At 72.6% G+C, this 18,821-nt stretch carries 13 protein-coding genes; 7 read left to right on the top strand and 6 right to left on the bottom strand.

The window, feature by feature from the left end:
• Positions 1–30: 30 nt before the first annotated feature.
• Genes AB0J36_RS06060 through purE form a run of 3 tightly spaced genes read left to right on the top strand, consistent with a single transcriptional unit; the run spans position 31 to position 3,793 of the window.
• Entirely contained in the window at positions 31–2,067 is a 2,037-nt protein-coding gene (locus AB0J36_RS06060; RefSeq protein WP_357397676.1) for a thioredoxin domain-containing protein, read from the top strand.
• Between the two features lie 27 nt (positions 2,068–2,094).
• Positions 2,095–3,270, top strand: coding sequence for a 5-(carboxyamino)imidazole ribonucleotide synthase (locus tag AB0J36_RS06055; RefSeq protein ID WP_357130032.1), 1,176 nt, complete (start codon positions 2,095–2,097; stop codon positions 3,268–3,270).
• Between the two features lie 31 nt (positions 3,271–3,301).
• Positions 3,302–3,793: a 5-(carboxyamino)imidazole ribonucleotide mutase gene (gene purE / locus AB0J36_RS06050; RefSeq protein ID WP_357397678.1), complete on the top strand. Its 492-nt coding sequence runs from the start codon at positions 3,302–3,304 to the stop codon at positions 3,791–3,793.
• 176 nt (positions 3,794–3,969) lie between these two features.
• Here the strand turns inward: purE and AB0J36_RS06045 are convergent, their stop codons facing one another.
• Both AB0J36_RS06045 and AB0J36_RS06040 read right to left on the bottom strand, forming a co-directional pair.
• Complete coding sequence (locus AB0J36_RS06045) at positions 3,970–8,880, bottom strand: permease (protein ID WP_363660154.1); 4,911 nt, start codon at positions 8,878–8,880, stop codon at positions 3,970–3,972.
• Between the two features lie 150 nt (positions 8,881–9,030).
• Positions 9,031–10,458, bottom strand: a complete 1,428-nt coding sequence (locus AB0J36_RS06040; protein WP_355048810.1) for a UDP-glucose/GDP-mannose dehydrogenase family protein — start codon at positions 10,456–10,458, stop codon at positions 9,031–9,033.
• Positions 10,459–10,708: 250 nt separating this feature from the next.
• On the opposite strand from AB0J36_RS06040, the gene AB0J36_RS06035 reads away from it, so the two are divergent.
• Positions 10,709–11,878, top strand: a complete 1,170-nt coding sequence (locus AB0J36_RS06035; RefSeq protein WP_357397684.1) for an acyl-CoA dehydrogenase family protein — start codon at positions 10,709–10,711, stop codon at positions 11,876–11,878.
• A gap of 171 nt (positions 11,879–12,049) precedes the next feature.
• On the opposite strand, the gene AB0J36_RS06030 is transcribed toward AB0J36_RS06035, so the two are convergent.
• Genes AB0J36_RS06030 through AB0J36_RS06020 form a run of 3 tightly spaced genes read right to left on the bottom strand, consistent with a single transcriptional unit; the run spans position 12,050 to position 14,771 of the window.
• Positions 12,050–13,960: an EAL domain-containing protein gene (locus AB0J36_RS06030; protein WP_357130016.1), complete on the bottom strand. Its 1,911-nt coding sequence runs from the start codon at positions 13,958–13,960 to the stop codon at positions 12,050–12,052.
• A complete protein-coding gene (locus AB0J36_RS06025; RefSeq protein ID WP_357130014.1) occupies positions 13,957–14,535 on the bottom strand; it encodes an RNA polymerase sigma factor in 579 nt (192 codons plus the stop codon). The genes AB0J36_RS06030 and AB0J36_RS06025 overlap by 4 nt, the downstream gene beginning before the upstream one ends.
• Entirely contained in the window at positions 14,532–14,771 is a 240-nt protein-coding gene (locus AB0J36_RS06020; RefSeq protein ID WP_357130011.1) for a hypothetical protein, read from the bottom strand. The genes AB0J36_RS06025 and AB0J36_RS06020 overlap by 4 nt, the downstream gene beginning before the upstream one ends.
• Positions 14,772–15,085: 314 nt before the next feature.
• On the opposite strand from AB0J36_RS06020, the gene AB0J36_RS06015 reads away from it, so the two are divergent.
• Positions 15,086–15,214 (top strand): acyl-CoA dehydrogenase family protein, encoded by a 129-nt coding sequence (locus AB0J36_RS06015; protein ID WP_357174900.1) that lies wholly within the window; start codon positions 15,086–15,088, stop codon positions 15,212–15,214.
• Between the two features lie 160 nt (positions 15,215–15,374).
• Positions 15,375–15,824 carry a hypothetical protein gene (locus AB0J36_RS06010; protein WP_357130005.1) on the top strand — a complete coding sequence of 150 codons (450 nt, stop codon included), beginning with the start codon at positions 15,375–15,377 and terminating at the stop codon, positions 15,822–15,824.
• Positions 15,825–15,903: 79 nt separating this feature from the next.
• On the opposite strand, the gene AB0J36_RS06005 is transcribed toward AB0J36_RS06010, so the two are convergent.
• On the bottom strand, positions 15,904–17,202 hold the full coding sequence (locus tag AB0J36_RS06005) for a helix-turn-helix domain-containing protein (RefSeq protein WP_363660153.1): 1,299 nt from the start codon (positions 17,200–17,202) through the stop codon (positions 15,904–15,906).
• A gap of 257 nt (positions 17,203–17,459) precedes the next feature.
• Here AB0J36_RS06005 and AB0J36_RS06000 point away from each other — a divergent pair, with 257 nt between their 5' ends.
• The gene (locus tag AB0J36_RS06000; protein ID WP_363660152.1) at positions 17,460–18,725 is read left to right on the top strand and encodes a multidrug effflux MFS transporter; all 1,266 of its coding nucleotides are present in this window, start codon (positions 17,460–17,462) and stop codon (positions 18,723–18,725) included.
• The last annotated feature ends 96 nt before the right edge of the window (positions 18,726–18,821 follow it).

Raw genomic sequence — 18,821 nt, 5'->3', positions numbered from 1 at the left:
CGCTCCCTCTCTCTGTGCGAGGCTGGAACGGTGAATCGACTCGCCGACGCGACCTCCCCGTACCTGCTCCAGCACGCCGACAACCCGGTCGACTGGTGGCCCTGGTGCGACGAGGCGTTCGCCGAGGCGAAACGACGCGACGTGCCGGTGCTCATCTCGGTGGGCTACGCGGCCTGCCACTGGTGCCACGTCATGGCGCACGAGTCGTTCGAGAACGAGCAGGTCGGTGCGCTCTTGAACGACAACTTCGTGTCGATCAAGGTGGACCGCGAGGAGCGCCCCGACGTCGACGCCGTCTACATGACCGCCACCCAGGCGATGACCGGTCAGGGCGGCTGGCCGATGACGGTCTTCGCCACCCCGGACGGCACCCCGTTCTTCTGCGGCACCTACTTCCCGCGCGCCAACTTCACCCGCCTGCTCCAGTCGGTCACCACCGCCTGGCGGGACCAGCGGGACGAGGTGCTGCGCCAGGGCGCCGCCGTGGTCGAGGCGATCGGTGGCGCGCAGGCCGTGGGCGGCCCCACCGCGCCGCTGGACGGCCCACTGCTCGACGCCGCGGCCGGCAACCTGGCGGGTGAGTACGACGAGACGAACGGCGGGTTCGGGGGCGCCCCGAAGTTTCCACCGCACATGAACCTGCTCTTCCTGCTGCGCCACCACCAGCGCACCGGCGACCCGCGCAGCCTGGAGATCGTGCGGCACACCGCCGAGGCGATGGCCCGGGGCGGCATCTACGACCAGCTCGCCGGCGGTTTCGCCCGGTACTCGGTGGACGCGCACTGGACGGTGCCGCACTTCGAGAAGATGCTCTACGACAATGCGCTGCTGCTGCGCGTCTACACGCAGCTCTGGCGGCTGACCGGCGATCCGTTGGCGCGTCGGGTCGCCCGGGACACCGCCCGGTTCCTCGCCGACGAGCTGCACCGTCCGGGGGAGGGGTTCGCGTCCGCGCTGGACGCCGACACCGACGGCGTCGAGGGGCTCACCTACGCCTGGACGCCCGCGCAGCTCGTCGAGGCGCTGGGCGAGGACGATGGCCGCTTCGCCGCCGACCTGTTCGCGGTCACCGAGGACGGCACCTTTGAACACGGCACGAGCGTGCTCAAGCTCGCTCGGGACGTGGACGACGCCGCGCCCGAGGTCCGTACCCGCTGGCAGGGGGTGGTCGGGCAACTGCTCGCGGCCCGCGACATCCGGCCCCAGCCGGCCCGCGACGACAAGGTGGTGGCCGCGTGGAACGGCCTGGCGATCACCGCGATCGTCGAGTTCCTCCAGGTAGCCGCGCTGGCCCTGGAGAAGCGGGACGAGGGCGCCAACCTGTTGGAGGGCGTCACCATCGTCGCCGACGGCGCGATGCGGGACGCCGCCGAGCACCTGGCCAGCGTGCACGTCGTCGACGGCCGGCTGCGCCGGGTCTCCCGCGACGGCAGGGTCGGCGATCCGGCCGGGGTGCTGGAGGACTACGGCTGCGTGGCCGAGGCGTTCTGCGCCCTGCACCAGCTCACCGGCGAGGGGCGCTGGCTGACCCTGGCCGGCCAGCTGCTGGACAACGCCCTGGAACGCTTCGCCGCTCCCGGCGGCGCCTACTACGACACGGCCGACGACGCCGAGCGGTTGGTCGCCCGGCCTGCCGATCCGACCGACAACGCCACCCCGTCGGGGCGGTCGGCGCTGGTCGCCGGGCTGGTCGCGTACGCCGCGCTGACCGGACAGACCCGCTACCGCGAGGCCGCCGAGGCCGCGCTCGCCACCGTTGCGCCGATCGTCGGGCGGCACGCCCGCTTCGGCGGGTACGCGGCCACGGTCGGCGAGGCGCTGCTGTCCGGTCCGTACGAGATCGCGGTGGTGACCCACGATCCGGCCGGCGATCCGCTGGTGGCCGCCGCCCACCGGTACGCCCCGCCCGGAGCGGTGGTGGTCGCCGGCCTCCCGGACCAGCCCGGAGTGCCGTTGCTCGCCGACCGGCCGTTGGTCGACGGGCGGTCCGCCGCTTACGTCTGCCGGGGTTTCGTCTGCCAGCGGCCGGTCACCTCCGTCGACGAGCTGGTCGCCGAGCTGGGCTGAGTCGGGCACCGGTAGGCTGGCCGCGCTATGGATTCCCGTACCGGTCTGCCTGTTGTCGGCATGGTGGGTGGCGGCCAGTTGGCCCGGATGACCCATCAGGCCGCGATCGCCCTCGGCCAGTCACTGCGTGTGCTCGCGAGCGCCCCCGACGACGGCGCGGCGCTGGTCGCCGCCGACGTCCAGTACGGGGACCACACCGACCTGGCCGCCCTGCGCACCTTCGCCAAGGGCTGCGACGTGGTCACCTTCGACCACGAGCACGTGCCCAACGAGCACATCCGCACGCTGGCGGCCGAAGGGGTGACCCTGTACCCGCCGGCGGACGCGCTGCTGCACGCCCAGGACAAGCAGGTCATGCGGGAACGCCTCACCGAGCTGGGTGCGCCCAACCCGGTCTGGCGGCCGGTCGGCGACCCCGCCGACCTGGTCGGGTTCGGCGAGCAGGTCGGCTGGCCGGTGGTGCTCAAGGCGGCTCGGGGCGGCTACGACGGTCGGGGCGTCTGGATGGTGGACGACGCCACCCAGGCCGCCGAGCTGGCCGCGACACTGCTCGCGGGTGGCACCCGGCTGATCGTCGAGGAGCGGGTGCCGCTGCGCCGCGAACTCGCCGTGCAGGTGGCCCGCTCGCCGTTCGGCCAGGTGGCCGCGTACCCGGTGGTCGAGACGGTCCAGCGGGACGGCATCAACGTCGAGGTGCTGGCCCCGGCGCCCGGTCTCGACGAGGAGCTGGCAGTCTCCGCCCAGCAGCTCGCCATCGACCTGGCCACCGCGCTCGGTGTGGTCGGGCTGCTCGCCGTGGAACTCTTCGAGGTGCGCGACGACGCCGGTCGACCCGCGATCGTGGTCAACGAGCTGGCGATGCGTCCGCACAACTCGGGGCACTGGACCATCGAGGGTGCCCGGACCTCGCAGTTCGAGCAGCACGTGCGGGCGGTGCTGGACTACCCGATGGGCGACACCGCGCTGACCGCGCCGGTCGTCGTGTCGGCGAACGTCCTCGGCGGCGAACCGGACGGGATGTCGGTCGACGAGCGGCTGCACCACCTCTTCGCCGCCGAGCCGGGGGCGAAGGTGCACCTCTACGGCAAGCAGGTACGCCCCGGTCGCAAGATCGGGCACGTCACCGTGCTCGGTGACGACCTGGACGACGTACGGGCACGGGCGGCGCGGGCCGTGCGTTGGCTCCAGGTGGGGCACGAGTGACCCGGGTGGCCGCGAACCAAGGAGGACTCCGGTGACCACGGTTGGGCTGATCATGGGCAGCGACTCGGACTGGCCGACCATGCGGGCCGCCGCCGAGGTGCTCGACGACTTCGAGGTGTCGTACGAGGTGCGGGTCATCTCGGCACACCGGACCCCGGTCGCGATGATCGATTACGGGCGTGAGGCGGCCGACCGAGGGCTGAAGGTGATCATCGCCGGTGCCGGTGGCGCCGCCGCGCTGCCGGGCATGGTCGCCTCGGTGACCCCGTTGCCGGTGATCGGCGTGCCGGTGCCGCTGAAGCACCTCGACGGCATGGACTCGCTGCTGTCCATCGTGCAGATGCCGGCGGGGATTCCGGTGGCCACCGTGTCGATCGGCAACGCCCGCAACGCCGGCCTGCTGGCCGTTCGGATCCTCGGCGCGTCCGACGAGACGCTGCGCACCCGGATGGCCACCTACCAGCAGGACCTGGAGAACCTCATCAAGACCAGGGACGCGGCCCTCCAGGCCACCCTGCCCTAACCCGCACACCCCGCGCCCCGCACCCAACCACCTCCGCGATCTTGCACTTTCGGTGGTCGCTAAGCGGCATTTGCCCAACTTTGCGGCGACAGAAAGTGCAAGATCGCGGAGAGGCCACCGACGAACCCGGCACGCTCACCGTGCCCACTCACGCACGCCGCCGTGACCCTCCGGTTTCACCTCATGCCGCGTAGCGCGGTCTGGAGGCGTTCCTGGGCGCGACGACGGCGTTCGTTGCTGGCCCCGAGGACGAGCAGCAGGATGCCCACGGGGATCAGCACCAGCCACGGGCCCAGGCTGAACAGCGCGTGGATGGCGGCGATCGCGGTGACCGACGCGCCGACGATCACCGGTGCCTGCTGCCGGCTGGACGAGCCGAAGATCAGCACCGCCACCGCACCGAGCAGCAGCAGCATCTGCCGCAGCGTGCTGGACTCGGTGGCGAGCACGATCGCCAGGGTCGGCAGGAATGCGGCGACCAGCGCCGGCCCGTACGCCACCCAGCTGCTCAGGTCCGGCCGGTGGCGCAGTTCCAGCACGCCGACCAGCAGGGCCAGCGCGGCGAACGGCAGCGTGTACGCCTCGGGCAGCGCCACGTCGGCGACGCGCATGAGGATCCACCAGGCGGTTATCTCGCAGAACACCACCGCCCAGAAGAGGATCCGGCGCTCCACGGGCCGCCGGCCGGGCCGGGTCGCCGCCACCCCGAGGACGGCGCCCCAGGCGGCCAGCAGGGCGGCGATGTGCCGTGGCGAGTCGAAGGCGAGCGCCAGCGCGATCAGGGCCGCGGCGTACCCGGTCCACTGCACGGTGGCCGCCTCGCGCTGTGCCTCGGGGCGGCGCAGCTGGGGCAGGGTCGCCGCGAGCACCTGGAGGACCGCGCCGACGGCGAGCACCCCGAACGCGGACCAGACCGGGGCCAGCCCGGCGATCAGGCCGGCGGTGAGCACGAAGAGCTGAGCCATGACCGAGGCGAACAGCCAGCCGAGGATCCGGGCGCGCTGGGTGGTGCCGAACAGGGCCGCCACCACGCCCACGCCCACCGCGCCGCCGAGGGTGAACAGGGTCAGTTGCTCCTCGGCCAGGCTGCCGGCCAGGCCGGCGCCACCGGCGGCCAGACCGATGACGAACACGAGCACCCGGGCCAGCCGCAACGAACGGGCCGGCTCGACGAGCGGCGGTGGCGGGGTCAGGGCGAGACCGAGCATGGAGATGGTGAACACGGACAGCGCGGCGAGCGTGCTCGCCGGCCACCTGCTGCCCAGCGCGATGGGCGCGATCAGCAGCGTGACGGCCGCGCCGGGGAGCACCACCGGTACGGCACGGGACCGCCGTCCGCCGCTGAAACCGGTGGCGGCCAGGGCCGCCGTCGCGGTGAGCAGCAGCGCGGTCAGCACGTGGGTCGGATTGACCAGGTCCGGCGGTGGGGTGAGCAGTTCCGGCGGCGGACCCTGCCAGATCCGGTTCAACGTGCGCTGCGGCTCGACCAGGGCGAAGACCAGCGCGGGCGCGATCGAGACGAGGGCCAGGGCGGTCGGCAGGGCGGCGGCCGCGAGCGCGCCGGCCGAGGGGCTGACCCGCCACCGCCGCCGATCCGGGTCGTCCGGCAGCCGGCGCAGCGCGCCGTCGAGCAGCACCGCCCAGCGTCGGACCGGCTGGGCGGCGGCGGTGGGCGGTACGGTCGCCGCACGGATCAGCTCGGCGAGGACACCGAGCAGCGCGGCGGCGGCCGCGTAGACCCCTACGGGCAGGCCGGTCGGGATGGCGGCGAGGGCACTGATGCTCGCCCCGCCGACCACGGCCACACTGACCCAGGGCAGGTACTGCGGCACGTACCGGCGTACGGCGGCCACACCGGCCAGACCGAGGCTCGACGCGGCCAGCGCGGCGGTCAGCACCACCTGCGCCGAGTGCTGGAACTCGACGGCCAGCGCCGCCACCGCGCCCGGCAACGCCAGCAGCGCGGCACCGGCCGCCGCGCCGCCGATCTGCGCCAGGTGCGGCGGCATGCCCTCGGTCTCCAGGTCGGTCACCTGGGGCCGGGCGAGGACGCGGGCCAGCGTGGCGACGACGACACCGATCAGCGCGATGCTGCCCAGCGCGAGCGCGGTGGTCCACGGGCGGACCAGACCGGCGCCGGCCCCGTGCAGCGCGACCACCCCGGCCACGGTGGCCCGGGACAGCCCGGCCCGGGGCTCCTCGGTGGCCACCGCCGCCATCCCGAAGACGGTGGCGACCATGGCCCCGACCAGCACCGGCGACCACCAGGGCAGGTCGAACGCGGCCGGCGCGCCGATGGTGGCGAGCACCACGGCCACGCCGGACGCGTCCCAGCGCCAGGGCGGTGGCAGCAGGACGCCGGCGGCGACGGCCAGCAGCAGCAGCGCGATCGGCGCCTGCCAGGTCGAGCCGCCGGTCGGCGCCGCCGGCCAGTTGCTCAGGTCGCCGTTCCAGATCGGTCCGGGCGTGGCCAGCACGCCCACGCCGCCGCGCAGCGCTGTCCAACCGGCGAGCACCCCGATGAGTACGCCGCCGACGGCGATGCCGAGGATCGGGCCGCGTCGCCACTCCTCGGGCATGGCGCGGGCGGCCACGGCGACGACCAGGACCAGGCCGGCGGCCACCGCCAACTGCCCACCCGGGGCGAGGACCGCGGCGATCCGCACCATCGTGGCGATCAGTGCGGTGGTCACCGCCGCGGCGGCCAGGTCCGAGCCGTCCAGGGTCAGGTCGGAGCGGCGGCCGGCGTCGATCGAGGGGGCCAGGAAGAGCAGCACCGCGGCGATCAGCAGGAGCGCCCCGACCCACGCGTCGGCGACGGTGGCGCCGGGCGCGCCGAAGGCGGCGGCGGTGACGACGAGCGCGCCCATCCCGGTGCCGACCGGCAGGGGCACCGGGATGCGCCGCTGGGAGACCTGCACCATCGCGGCGTACCCGAGGGTCACGCAGACGGCCAGGAAGCTCGCCGCGAGCACCGGGACGGTCGCCTCGCGCAGGCTGGCCGGGGTGGGAGTGTCGTCGACGGGGACGGTGGCGGCCACGAACGCGGCCACCGCGCCGGGCAGCGCGAAGGCCGCGCCTCCGGCGGCCCAGGCGGTGACCGTCTCGGCGGCGGCCGAGGCGATCCGGACCCGGGGCGCCAACGCGACCAGCGCGCCGGCCGCGAAGAGGGCGAGCAGGACCGCGGCCGTGAGCGCGGGCCGGGACAGGCCTGCGCCCGCGCCGAACAGGCCCACCACGGCGGCGCCGACTCCGTGGGCCAGGGCGGCCCGGGGGGTACGCGCGGAGAGGCCGATGACACCGATGCCGATCGCGGTGATCACCATCGGCCAGGGGGCGGCCGCCCAACCGAGGCCGAACGACGCCGGCACGGCGAGCGCCGTCAGCGCGGCTCCGGCGACCGCGAACTCGCGGCGGATCTCCGGTGGCAGGGCCAGCATCGCGGCAATGGTGAGCAGGAACGCGGCGGCGGCGAGCTGCCACGTGGTCGGGCCGACGGCGGCGGCCAGCTCGGCGGCGTGCCGGTCCAGGTCGGCGTCCCAGGCGGGCAGTGCTGCCCGGACGGGGGCGACGCCGGCCCGCAGGGCGCCTCCGGCGACCATCAGCCCGCTGACGGTGAGCGCTACCGCCGAGGCGATCTGTGGGCCGCGGCGGGCGGCCTCGGGGATCGCGCGTACCGCGAGGCCGGTCGCCGTGATCACCGCCGCGATCAGCAGCAACGCCTGGCCGGGCAGGGCGACGGAGGCGACCCGGCCGAACGCGCCGATCACGGCCAGGGTGACGATGCCGGCCGCCACGTCGGGCAGCGGTGGGCGGCGCAGCACCAACGCGCCGGCCAGCCCGACGGCGGCGGCCAGCAGCAGCACCAGCCCGGCGCCGGTCGCCGTCGGCACGGCCTGTGCCCGCAGCAGCGCGGTGACCGCGTACGCCAGGGCGACCGCGACGGCCACCGCGTGCAGCGACCAGGTCAGCTCGCGCAGTCCGGGCACCGGGCGGACGGAGGGGGTGTCGTCGGCGCCCGCGCCAACGTCGACCACCTCGCCGGCCTCCTCCGGGTCGCCCTCCGGTCGGGCCTCGGCGTCGCGCTGGCGCGGCGTCGTCGACGGCCGAGCCGGCTGCGGCAGGTCCTGCCCGGGGGCGCGCTCCACCACGATCGGCGAGCGGGCCAACCAGAGGTCGAGCAGGGCCACCAGGGTCAGCACCAGCGCCCAGCCACCCGGCCCGGTGATCCGGTCGTACGCGAGCAGCGGCAGGACCGGCTGCGCGGCGACCACGGTCGCGAAGCGGGGTGCGCGCAGACCCGTCCAGGCGGCGTAGCCGACGGACACGGCGGCGGTGGCCGCGAAGATCAACCCGGCGAAGACGGCGCCCGAGGTGCCGCTGCCGATCCGGTCCACCGCCCAGAGCGCATAGCCGGCCAGCGGCACGAGCAGCAGACCCACCGCCGAGATCGTCTCCGCGGTGGAGGTGAGCCCGCGTCGCGCCAGCGCCGGCGGGGCGAGCAGCATCAGCGCGGTGGCGAGCAGCAGGACGCCGAGGCGGGCCAGCGCGTCCATCGAGCTGGTCGCCACCGCGGCGAAGACCACCGCGGCCACGGCGAGCAGCAGCGCGCCCAGCCCGAGCGGGATGTTCTGCACCTCCCGGCTGGACGCCTCCGGCGGGTGTTCGGGATCGTCGGCGTCCAGCCAGGACGGCCGGGGCGGGGGCGGCGGCGGGTCCTCCGGAACGGGCGGCGTGCCCTGGCGTGGAACCCGGGGCGGCGGTGCGGCGGTGCCGGTGCCGGGGCTGGCCGTCGGCGGACGGCGACCGGGGCGGCGGCGCAGCACCCGGCGGGGTCGGGTCGCCTGCTTGATCCGTTCCTCACCGGCGTGGGCGAGGATGTCCCGCTGGAAGAGCGCGGCCTGCATCTTGGCGGCGATCTGCCGCTGCTCGCTGGCGATTGCGGCGTCGCGCCTCTTCATCTCCGCGATCGAGCGCTCGATGTCCGCCAGATGCTCGACCCACTGCGGCTGGTCGGCCCCGCAATGGGGGCAGTGCACGGCCGGCTTGATCTCCCGGCCGCACGAGGAGCACTGAAAGGTCGCCACGACACCCCTCCACCCGCACTGTGGACTCCCACTGTCGCAGCATGCCCAAAGCTGGCGCGGATTTCGACACTTGTCGGCGGGTCCGGGGCAAACAACATCACCGGCCGGCCGCCAAGGGTGCGTCGCGGCCGGCCGGTGAGTGGTGGATCGTCAGGGACGGCCCATACCCCGGTACTCCCAGCCGGCCTGGGTCCACAGTGCCGAGTCGAGGCAGTTGCGCCCGTCGACGACCTTGCGGCCGCGGACCAGCTCGCCCAGGGCGACCGGGTCGGCGTTGCGGAAGTCCGCCCACTCGGTGAGGACGCAGACCAGGTCGGCGTCGGCGACCGCCTCGTTGATCCCGGGCTCGTAGGTCAGCTCGGGCACCGCGCGGCGGGCGTTCTCGGTGCCCTGCGGGTCGTACACGTGGACGTCGGCCCCGGCCTTCTGCAGCAGTGCGGCGACGGCGAGCGCCGGGGCGTCGCGGACGTCGTCGGTGTTGGGCTTGAAGGTCGCGCCCAGCACGGCGATCCGGGTGCCGGAGAAGTCCGGACCGGCCGGCCCGGAGCGGCGGCCGAGCAGGTCCGCCGCGAGCTGGAGCACGCGGGTCCGGCGACGCAGGTTGATCAGGTCGACCTCGTGCAGGAAGCGCAGTGCCTCGCCCGCGCCCAGCTCCTGTGCGCGGGCCTGGAAGGCGCGGATGTCCTTGGGCAGGCAGGCGCCGCCGAAGCCGAGGCCGGCCTGGAGGAAACGGTTGCCGATGCGGGGGTCGTAGCCGATGGCCCGAGCGAGCTGGGTGACATCGCCGCCGCTGGCCTCGCAGACCTCGGCCATGGCGTTGATGAAGGAGATCTTGGTGGCCAGGAAGGCGTTCGCCGCGACCTTGACCAGCTCGGCCGTGGCGAAGTCGGTGACCACCAGGGGCACCTCGCGGTCCTCGGTGGCGGCCAGGTCGAAGACGCCCTTGTGCGCGGCGTAGAGCATGCCGTTGGCCCACTCGCTCTTGACGCCGACCACGATCCGGTTGGGTCGCAGCACGTCGTCGACGGCGAAGCCCTCCTGGAGGAACTCGGGGCTCCACGCCACCTCGACGCCCAGGTCGTCCGGGGTGTGCTTGCCGACGAGCTGCTCGACCCACTCGGCGGTGCCCACCGGCACGGTCGACTTGCCCACGATCAGCGCCTTGCGGGTCAGGTGCTGGGCGAGGCCGGTCACCGACGCCTCGACGTACGACAGGTCGGCGCCCATCCCGTCGGCCCGCTGCGGGGTGCCGACGCAGATGAAGTGCACGTCACCGAAGTCGGCGGTCTCCGCGATGTCGGTCGAGAACCGCAGCCGGCCGGCGGCGAGGTTGCGCTTGAGCAGCTCGTCCAGGCCGGGCTCGTGGATCGGCACCTCGCCGGCGTTCAGCATCGCGATCTTGTCCGCGTCGACGTCGAAGCCGAGCACCTCGTAGCCCAGCTCGGCGTAGCAGATGGCGTACGTCGCACCGAGGTAACCGGTCCCCAGGAACGTCACCCGCGGCCGAGACGCGCCCGAGGGCGGCGTCACCGCGGCGATGGCGGGGGTCGGCTGGATGGTGGGGTAGGGGATCGTCACGCCTGTCTTCTCCGCTCGCACTGGCGGCGCGTCGTCGCGTCGCATTCTGCTGCGGCGCCTGGGCGGGCACCGGAGGGGTGGCTCACTGTCTGCCTTCCATCATCGCCCAGCGGCGCGGGTGCTCCGTCATGCCCATACCTACGCGCCGGTAACATCACCTGAACTGCAGTCGCTATCCTTCAGTCTGCGCGGTCGGCGGTCAGGGGAGGCCACAGACTGCGCATGATAGCGGTGAAGGGGAGGGGCCGACATGGCCGCAGGGGAGTCGTTCGACGTCTACCGGTTGCCCGAGGAGCACGAGGCGATCCGGGAGGCGGTCCGGGAGGTCTGCGCCGCCAAGGTGGCGCCGCACGCCGCCGAGGCCGACGAGACCGGGGAGTTCCCGAAGGCGTCCTACGACGCGCTGCGGGCCGCCGACTTCCACGCCCCGCACATCCCCGAGGAGTACGGCGGCGCGGGCGCGGACGCCCTGGCCACCGCCATCGTGATCGAGGAGGTGGCGCGCGCCTGCGCGTCCTCCTCACTGATCCCGGCGGTGAACAAGCTCGGCACGATGCCGCTGCTGCTGGCCGGCTCCGACGAGATCAAGCGCCGCTACCTGACGCCGGTCGCGGCGGGCGATGCCATGTTCTCGTACTGCCTCTCCGAGCCGGAGGCCGGCAGCGACGCCGCGTCGATGACCACCCGCGCGGTGCGTGACGGGGATCACTGGGTGCTCAACGGTGTGAAGCGGTGGATCACCAACGCCGGCGTCTCCGAGTTCTACACCGTCTTCGCCGTCACCGACCCCGCCGCCCGCTCCCGGGGCATTTCGGCGTTTGTGGTCGAGAAGTCCGATCCGGGGGTGAGCTTCGGCGCGCCGGAGAAGAAGCTCGGCATCAAGGGCTCGCCGACCCGCGAGGTCTACCTGGACAACGTGCGGATCCCCGCCGACCGGATGATCGGCGCGGAGGGCACCGGCTTCGCCACCGCCATGAAGACCCTGGACCACACCCGGGTCACCATCGCCGCGCAGGCCGTCGGGATCGCGCAGGGCGCGCTCGACTACGCCAAGGGGTACGTCGCCGAGCGCCGGCAGTTCGGCAAGGCGGTCGCCGAGTTCCAGGGCATCCAGTTCATGCTCGCCGACATGGGCATGAAGCTGGAGGCGGCCCGGCAGCTCACGTACGCCGCCGCCGGCAAGTCCGAGCGGGGCGACGCCGACCTGACCTACTTCGGCGCGGCGGCGAAGTGCTTCGCCTCCGATGCCGCCATGGAGATCACCACCGACGCGGTGCAGTTGCTCGGCGGCTACGGCTACACGCGGGACTACCCGGTCGAGCGGATGATGCGGGACGCCAAGATCACCCAGATCTACGAGGGCACCAACCAGGTCCAGCGGATCGTCATGGCGCGGCAACTCCTCGCCAACGTCGTCTAGGACCTGCCTCGGGTCCCTGGCCGGCCTGTCCGCGCCCCGGCCTGTCCGCGCCTCGGCCTGTCCGCGCCTCGGCCTGTCCGCGCCCCGACCGCCGCGCCCCGACCGCCGTGCCCGGACGCGGCGGTCGGTGGCGCTGCCGATCCGTCCCGCGACGGTCGCCGGTGCGGCCCGTCATCCGATCGCCGTTCGCAACGCGGCGCCCAGCCCGGCCGTCTCGATCTCGGCGGAGTCCAGCAGGGCCCGGTGCGGGTTGCCGACCGGGGTCGGCTTGCCGACGGCGTAGCCCTGGGCGAAGTCCACCCCGTAGTCGCGCAGCAGGCGCAGGGTGGCCTCGCTCTGGACGAACTCGGCGGCGGTCCGGATCCCCAGCCCCCGGCACATGTCGACGAAGGACTGGACGATCACCTGGTCGGGACGGGACTCCTCGATCTTGCTGATGAAGTCGCCGTCGATCTTTACCAGGTCGATCGGGAAGTACTTCAGGTGCGTGAATGTGCCGTATCCGGAGCCGAAGTCGTCCAGGGCCAGCCGACAGCCGATGTCCCGGATCCCGCAGGCGAAGTCGATCGCCTGCGTCAGGTTACCGATCAACGCCGTCTCGGTGATCTCGAAGGTGACCTGGGAGGGGTCGATGACGTGCCGCTTCATGACCTCGTGGACATGCTCCAACAGGTGCGGATCGCCGAGCGACCGGCCCGAGACGTTCACCTGGTAGTGCGAGGTTCGTGGTCCGTGGGCGATCAGCTCCATGGTGTGGTCGATGACCCAGCGGTCTATCGGCCAGATCTCGTCGACCCGTTCGGCGACGTCCAGGAACGCCGACGGCGGTACCGGCTGGCCCGTGCCGTCGAGGACGCGGAGCAGGATCTCCTGGCGGGTGATCTGGTTGAGGCTGAGGTCGAGAATCGGCTGGGCGTAGAGCGTGAAACTGTTGCCGGCGACCGCCGCCCGGATTCGGCTCCGGCAGGTCTCCTGCCGGTCCTCGGGACGGGCCGGCTGTCGCAGCACGGTCAGTGGCACCTGCTCTCGCTTGGCCTGTCGCCAGGCGCTCTCCGCGTCCACCAGCAGGTCGAAGCCGCTACTGTCGTCGCCGTCCTGGTACCGGACGAGACCGCCCCAGGCGTCGAGGCGTACCCGTTCCCGGTCCTGGCCGACGACGAACGCGTGACTGCGCAGGCTGTCGATGATGCTCTCCGCGATGGTCGTGGCCGACCTCATCGTGGTGTTCTGTAGCAGCACGCCGAACTCGCCCGGGCCGACGAGCCCGCACACGGCGGTCCGGCGGGCCACGTTCTTCACCACACCGGCTATCGCGGCGGCGAGCCGATCCTGGGTCGCGTGGTCGTGCCCGGAGATCGGTAGGTTCAGTGGCTCGGCGGCCACCACGAGCAGGGCCCCCGACCCGCCGCGTTGGGTCCGGTCAACCTCGTCGGCGAAGCGCGGGCGGGTCAGCAGGCCGGTGGCCGGGTCGCGGCTGATCAGTTCGGTGCGTGCGGTCTCGCACCGGCGGGCGAGCCGGTCCCGCTCCTGGCGGGCCAGCTCCAGGTCGGTGACGTCCTGACCGGTGCCGATGATGCCGTGCGGCCGGTCGAACCGGTCGATCAGGACCTCGATGTAGCAGTGCACGTACCTGGTCGCCCCGTCCGGTCGGACCACCCGATACGTCGTCTCCTTGACCGTCTGCTCCCGCCACGCCAGGTGGATGGTCCGACGAACGGCGTGCGCGTCCTCGGGATGGACCAGCTCGAACAGCAGATCGGCGGAGGGTCGGATCGTGCCGGGGGCACAGCCGAGGATCAGTGACATCTCGTCGGACCAGGAGATCTCTCCGGTGGCGGAGATCCAGGTGATGGTGCCCAACTTCGCCAGCTGTGCCGCGCGGGCGATCCGGGCGGCTTCGTCGGCGTCGGCGTCGGCGTTCAGCGGGTCGTGCGGGTCGACATCCACGACGAGATCCCGCCCGGCCGTCACGGCGTGGGCGTAGGCCTGCTGGATCTGCCGGCTGGCGCGTCGGGCGCGCGCGCGTTCGAGGGGGGTGGGAGCACGTTCGGCCGCGAGTGCCAGGACGTCGTCGAGGTTCACGATGACCTCCCCGTGGGCTTGTTGAAACCGGCCTGTTCCGCGAGGCGCTGCAGATGCTGACGCGCCTGCTGCTTGTAGGCGCGAACGGTGGTGTGGGCGAGACCCAGCATCCTGGCGATGTCGAGGTCCCGCCAGCCGTCGAAGAAGAGGACGAACACCTCCGCCTGCCGGGGCGGCAGTTGCTGCAGCCACGCGACGAGCAACTCGTCCGCCTCCCGAGGGTCGGTCGGCTGGGTGAGGAACTCGGGGGGCACCTCGTCCAGGTTCGTCGTGGTAGTGCTGGTCCGGCTTCGCCGGCTCTGCTGCCCCTGGAGCTTGTGCCGCGCCGTCTTGAGCACCCAGGCCAGGGGCTTCTCGAAGGTGCGGATCTGCGCCCACTTGGCCCGAGTGGTGATGAATGTCTCCTGGACCGCCTCGTCGACGAGGTCCCGATTGGCGCAGCGGGCCCGCAGGAAGCGCTCGACACGCAGGAAGTTGTCGTCGCAGAAGGCCGTGAAGGACGCCTCCAGCTCGGCCGGGGTGGGTTCGGGCGAGCGGGTTGCGGCGCGGGCCGCGGCAGAACTGTTCCGGTTCACGCCGCCTCCTTGTCGCTGGTCTGTCGAGGTCCACGTAGCTCCACGACGCGGTGCCCGTCACGGTCCCGCTCGTCGACCGTGATGTTCTCGTGGCGACCGCTGACCAGGGTGATCAAGCCCGCCGCCCGGGCCGCTGTCCGTGCGGACAGCTCCCGCTCCGCGTGGAGCCGGGTGCGGTGCCGGAGGTAGGCGCGGACCAGCCCGATCACCGCCCCGGCCACCAGTCCCAGAACCACTGCGGTCGAGCTGTCGGGAACAAGCCCTCGCAATTGATCGATCATCCTCGCCTCACGCATCCGTAGTGGCCTTTCCGCATATAACTCTCTGTGGAAGGGCGGAATGTAGATGGGGATGCTCGTGGAATCTGTACGCATGATCGACTCATGGCTCTGAGCTGTATCTATTCCACCGTTCGGCCACAATAGAGGGTCCGTTCGGGCGCGTGACGGCGGAAACGCGAATATAGCGCTCTGTAGTCGAGCTGCGGCTGATGGTGCTCGACCGGAAATGGGAATTGCATTAAGCGAAAATCGCGACTCGGTTAATCCCGATGCCTTCCCCGACTCGGGGCGACTACCCGGTCGAGCGGATGATGCGGGACGCCAAGATCACCCAGAGCTACGAAAGCGCCAACCAGGTGCAGCGGGTCGTCATGGCGCGGCAACTCCTGAAGGGCTGACAGCGCCGATCAGCCGGCCCGGCGACGCGGTACGCGGTTGTTCGGCGTTGTGCGGGATTGATTGATCGGTGCCTTCGTCAGCGGCGATCAACTTCGCTCTTCCGTAGAAGTTGACGGCGGGACGGCTCTCAACCAACCCCGTCCCGGAGGAGTGGAAGTCATGATGCTGCGCAAGGCGTTCGGAGCGCTGCTGGCGTTGCTGACCTTCGGCACGGTGCTGGTCGTCACGGCAGCCCCGTCGCAGGCGGCGGTGGCCTGCTCGGGCACGGTCACCTACAGCTACGCGTACCCGCCGAGCAAGCCCGTTGCCGAGCTGGTCATCTACTACAACAGCACCAACGGCGGCACGAACAGCGCCTGCATGTACCACCGCGGCGCGGCGTACGGCTCCTCGGCGCGGACCTCCGTGCAGATCGCCCGGTGCGCGGAGACCTCCGGCACCGGCTCGTGCACCGCCACCGCGATCTCCACCAAGGACAACGCCGACTACCTGTACTACGCCGGTCCGCGCGGAGTGACCGGCACGGCGAACAACTGCGTCGACGCGTACGGCGAGATGGACTGGGCCGGCACCACCTACTGGATCCACTCCGGTCGCCAGGGCTGTTGAGTTCGGTGACGCCGAACCGGTGGCCCGGTGGGATCCGTCCCGCCGGGCCACCGGTGGTGTCCGTCCGCGTACGCCCCCGTCAGGGGTAGAGGCAGGCGGTACGGCGGGCGGCGAGCCTCTGGTCGGCGGCGAGCGGCAGGGCCTCGGCGGTGCTGGAGCCGTCGGGGCGGGCCACCCGCACGTCGAGCACGTCGGTCGGCGCGCCACCGCCGAGACAGGCGACCGCGGCCACCGGGATTTCGGCAGTGGATCCGGGTTGCCCGGACCGGCGGTCGAGCTTCCAGACGAGGTCGAACGGCGGGGCGGCCAATCCGGTCATTCCGATCTGGTGCCAGCGGCGCTCCGCCGGCAGCGCGGGGTCGTCCGCGTAGTAGGCGGCGAAGCCGACGATCTCCACGTGCGTGCCGGTCGCGCTCAGCCGCCACCCACCCGGGCCGGTCACATCGGGGGCGATCGCCAGGGCGATCGCGGCCGGCCCGGGTCGGTCGCCCCGGCAGCGGGACGGTTCCAGGCCCGGGGGTGGGTTGCCGTGCACCACCCCGGAGGCGATCAGTCCACCGTCGGCCAGGCTGAACCAGCGGATGTCGGGGGTCTGGGAGGTGGAGTCGGCGATCCGCTCACCCAGGCAGTAGCCGGTGAGCCCGATCACGCAGCCGGGCTGAATGGTGTAGAGGATGCCCTGGTCGCGGCGGGGCTCGCCCCGGACATGCACGCCACTGCCGTAGGTGACGGCGGTGAAGGCGGCGTCCGTGGTGGTCGCCGGGCAGGCTGTGGTGGTCGTCGTGCCAGCCGCCGTCGCCCCGCTGGCCGGCCATTTCAGCTGGGTCATCGGCACCACGGCGACCGTACCGGCGAGGCTGGCGACCGCCACCGCCGCCAGCACCAGTCGCCGTCGGAGTTTCCGGTGCCGCGGGGGGCTCGCGGGCTGGTCGTGGGTCGGTCCGGCTGCGCCGCTGGAGGCGGTTGGCTCACCGGTAGCCGGGGCGGGTGGATCCCCGGCAGGCACAGTGGATGGTGACTCGGCGAGAGGCGTCGCGATCGGTCCGGCCGGCCTCGAGTCCGGTGTCGCTGCCCTCGCCGGGTCGGCTGGTGCGCCGGCCGAACCGGCGGCCCGCAGCTCCTCGTCCAGTTCAAGCCAGCGCTGCCTCCACTGGGCGGTGTCCCCGCCGCAGGCCCCGACGTACGCGAGCAGCACGTCGAGGCTGGGTTGCCGGATTCCGCTGGCCGCGGCGGAGAGGGTCGAGGCGCTGTAGCCGGCGATCTCGGCCAATCGCCGGTAGGTGGGGTTGCCGGCTTCGACACGTAACTTTCGTAGCTCATGGGCGAAAGACGACAACGGTCCAGCGGTCGGATCTACGGGCCGCTCGTGCCGAGCCATGCCGCTCCCTTGTCTCGGTAAGTCGTCCAAAGTAGGGAATGATATTGAATTCCTCGATCGGCAGACGACGGCTACCAGGGTGCGGGGGTGGCCTGGGGACCGGGGCCTGATCGACCCGGTGCGGGCCCGCTCCCCGGGTACGTGAGCGCCGCGCGGGAATCTTGATCCACCTCCATGGCGTTGCAGCCGGGAGAGTCACCCCGCCCCGGCCTCGTCGACCTCGATGACGGCGCTTCCGCACCCGGAGAGAGATCAAGTTGGCGAAGCCCACCTCCGAGCAGGACGCGCTGCCCGGCGACCTGATGACCAACCGCCAACGCACGCAACTCGTGCTCGTGCTCGGTGCGTTGATCGCCATCGGCCCCCTGACCATCGACATGTACCTGCCGGCGCTGCCGGCCATCACGACCGGCCTGCAGACCACCGAGACCGCCGTGCAGTTGACGCTCACCGGCACGTTGATCGGCCTCGCGCTGGGCCAGTTGCTGATCGGGCCGGTCTCCGACGTGGTCGGCCGACGCCTGCCACTGCTCGCCGGCCTCGCCGCGCACATCGTGGCGTCCGTACTGTGCGTCGTCGCGCCCAACATCGCCGTGCTCGGCGCACTACGCGTCCTGCAGGGCCTCGGCGTCGCCGCCGCCACCGTGGTCGCCACGGCCGTCGTCCGCGACCTGTTCAGCGGCGCGTCGTTCGCGCGGATCTTCTCCCGGTTGATGCTGGTCATGGGGCTCGCCCCAGTCCTCGCGCCGACGCTGGGCAGCGGACTGCTGCGCTGGACCGAGTGGCGCGGCGTGTTCGCGGCGTTGGCCGTACTGGGCGCGTTGCTGATCGTTGTCGCGGCCACGAAGCTGCCGGAGACCCTCGACGTGTCGCGCCGCCGGCACGGTGGTGTCGCGGCGACCCTGCGGGACTACCGAGGACTGGTGAGCGATCGGGCCTTCGTCGGTCTGGTGCTGGTCGCCGGGCTGGCCATGGCGTCGCTGTTCGCGTACGTCTCCGGGTCGTCCTTCGTCCTCCAGCGGGAGTACGGCCTCGACGAGCAGCAGTTCGGCCTGGCCTTCGGCGCCGGCGCGGTGGGCCTGATCGGGGCCACCCAGTTCAACGTCCGGCTGCTGCGGCGCTACACGCCACAGCAGATCCTCGTCCTGGCCCTGGTCGCCGGGACGGCGGCCGGCCTGCTGCTGGTGCTGTTCGCCGCCACCGGCATCGGGGGCCTGGGCACCCTGCTCGCGTCGCTGTGGCTGGTGTTGGCCGCGGCCGGTCTGGCCCTGCCGAACGCGCCGGCGCTGGCCATGAGCCGGCACAGCGAGGCCGCCGGTACGGCCGCGGCGCTGCTCGGCGCCGTCCAGTTCGGCGTCGGCGCGCTGTCCGCGCCCCTGGCCGGGCTGTTCGGGACGGGGAGCGTACCGATGGCGATCGTCATCGCGGGCGGCATGGCCGCGGCGCTGGCGGTCATGGTCCTGGTCGTGCCCCGCGCCACCCTCGGCGCGGTCGACCCGGACCTGGCCGTCGCCGTGCACTAGTCGCGCTCGCGCGGGTCTGGTCGGGCGGGCCGGGTTTCCGGCCATCAGCGGCTCGGTGACCGGCGGGAAGAAGGTGGTACCGCCGGTGCGGCAGTT

This window comes from Micromonospora sp. NPDC049662, assembly GCF_040675055.1.
Lineage (GTDB): Bacteria > Actinomycetota > Actinomycetes > Mycobacteriales > Micromonosporaceae > Micromonospora.
The sequence above is the reverse complement of the archived record's forward strand: the minus strand, read 5'-3'. Positions and strand labels throughout refer to the sequence as shown.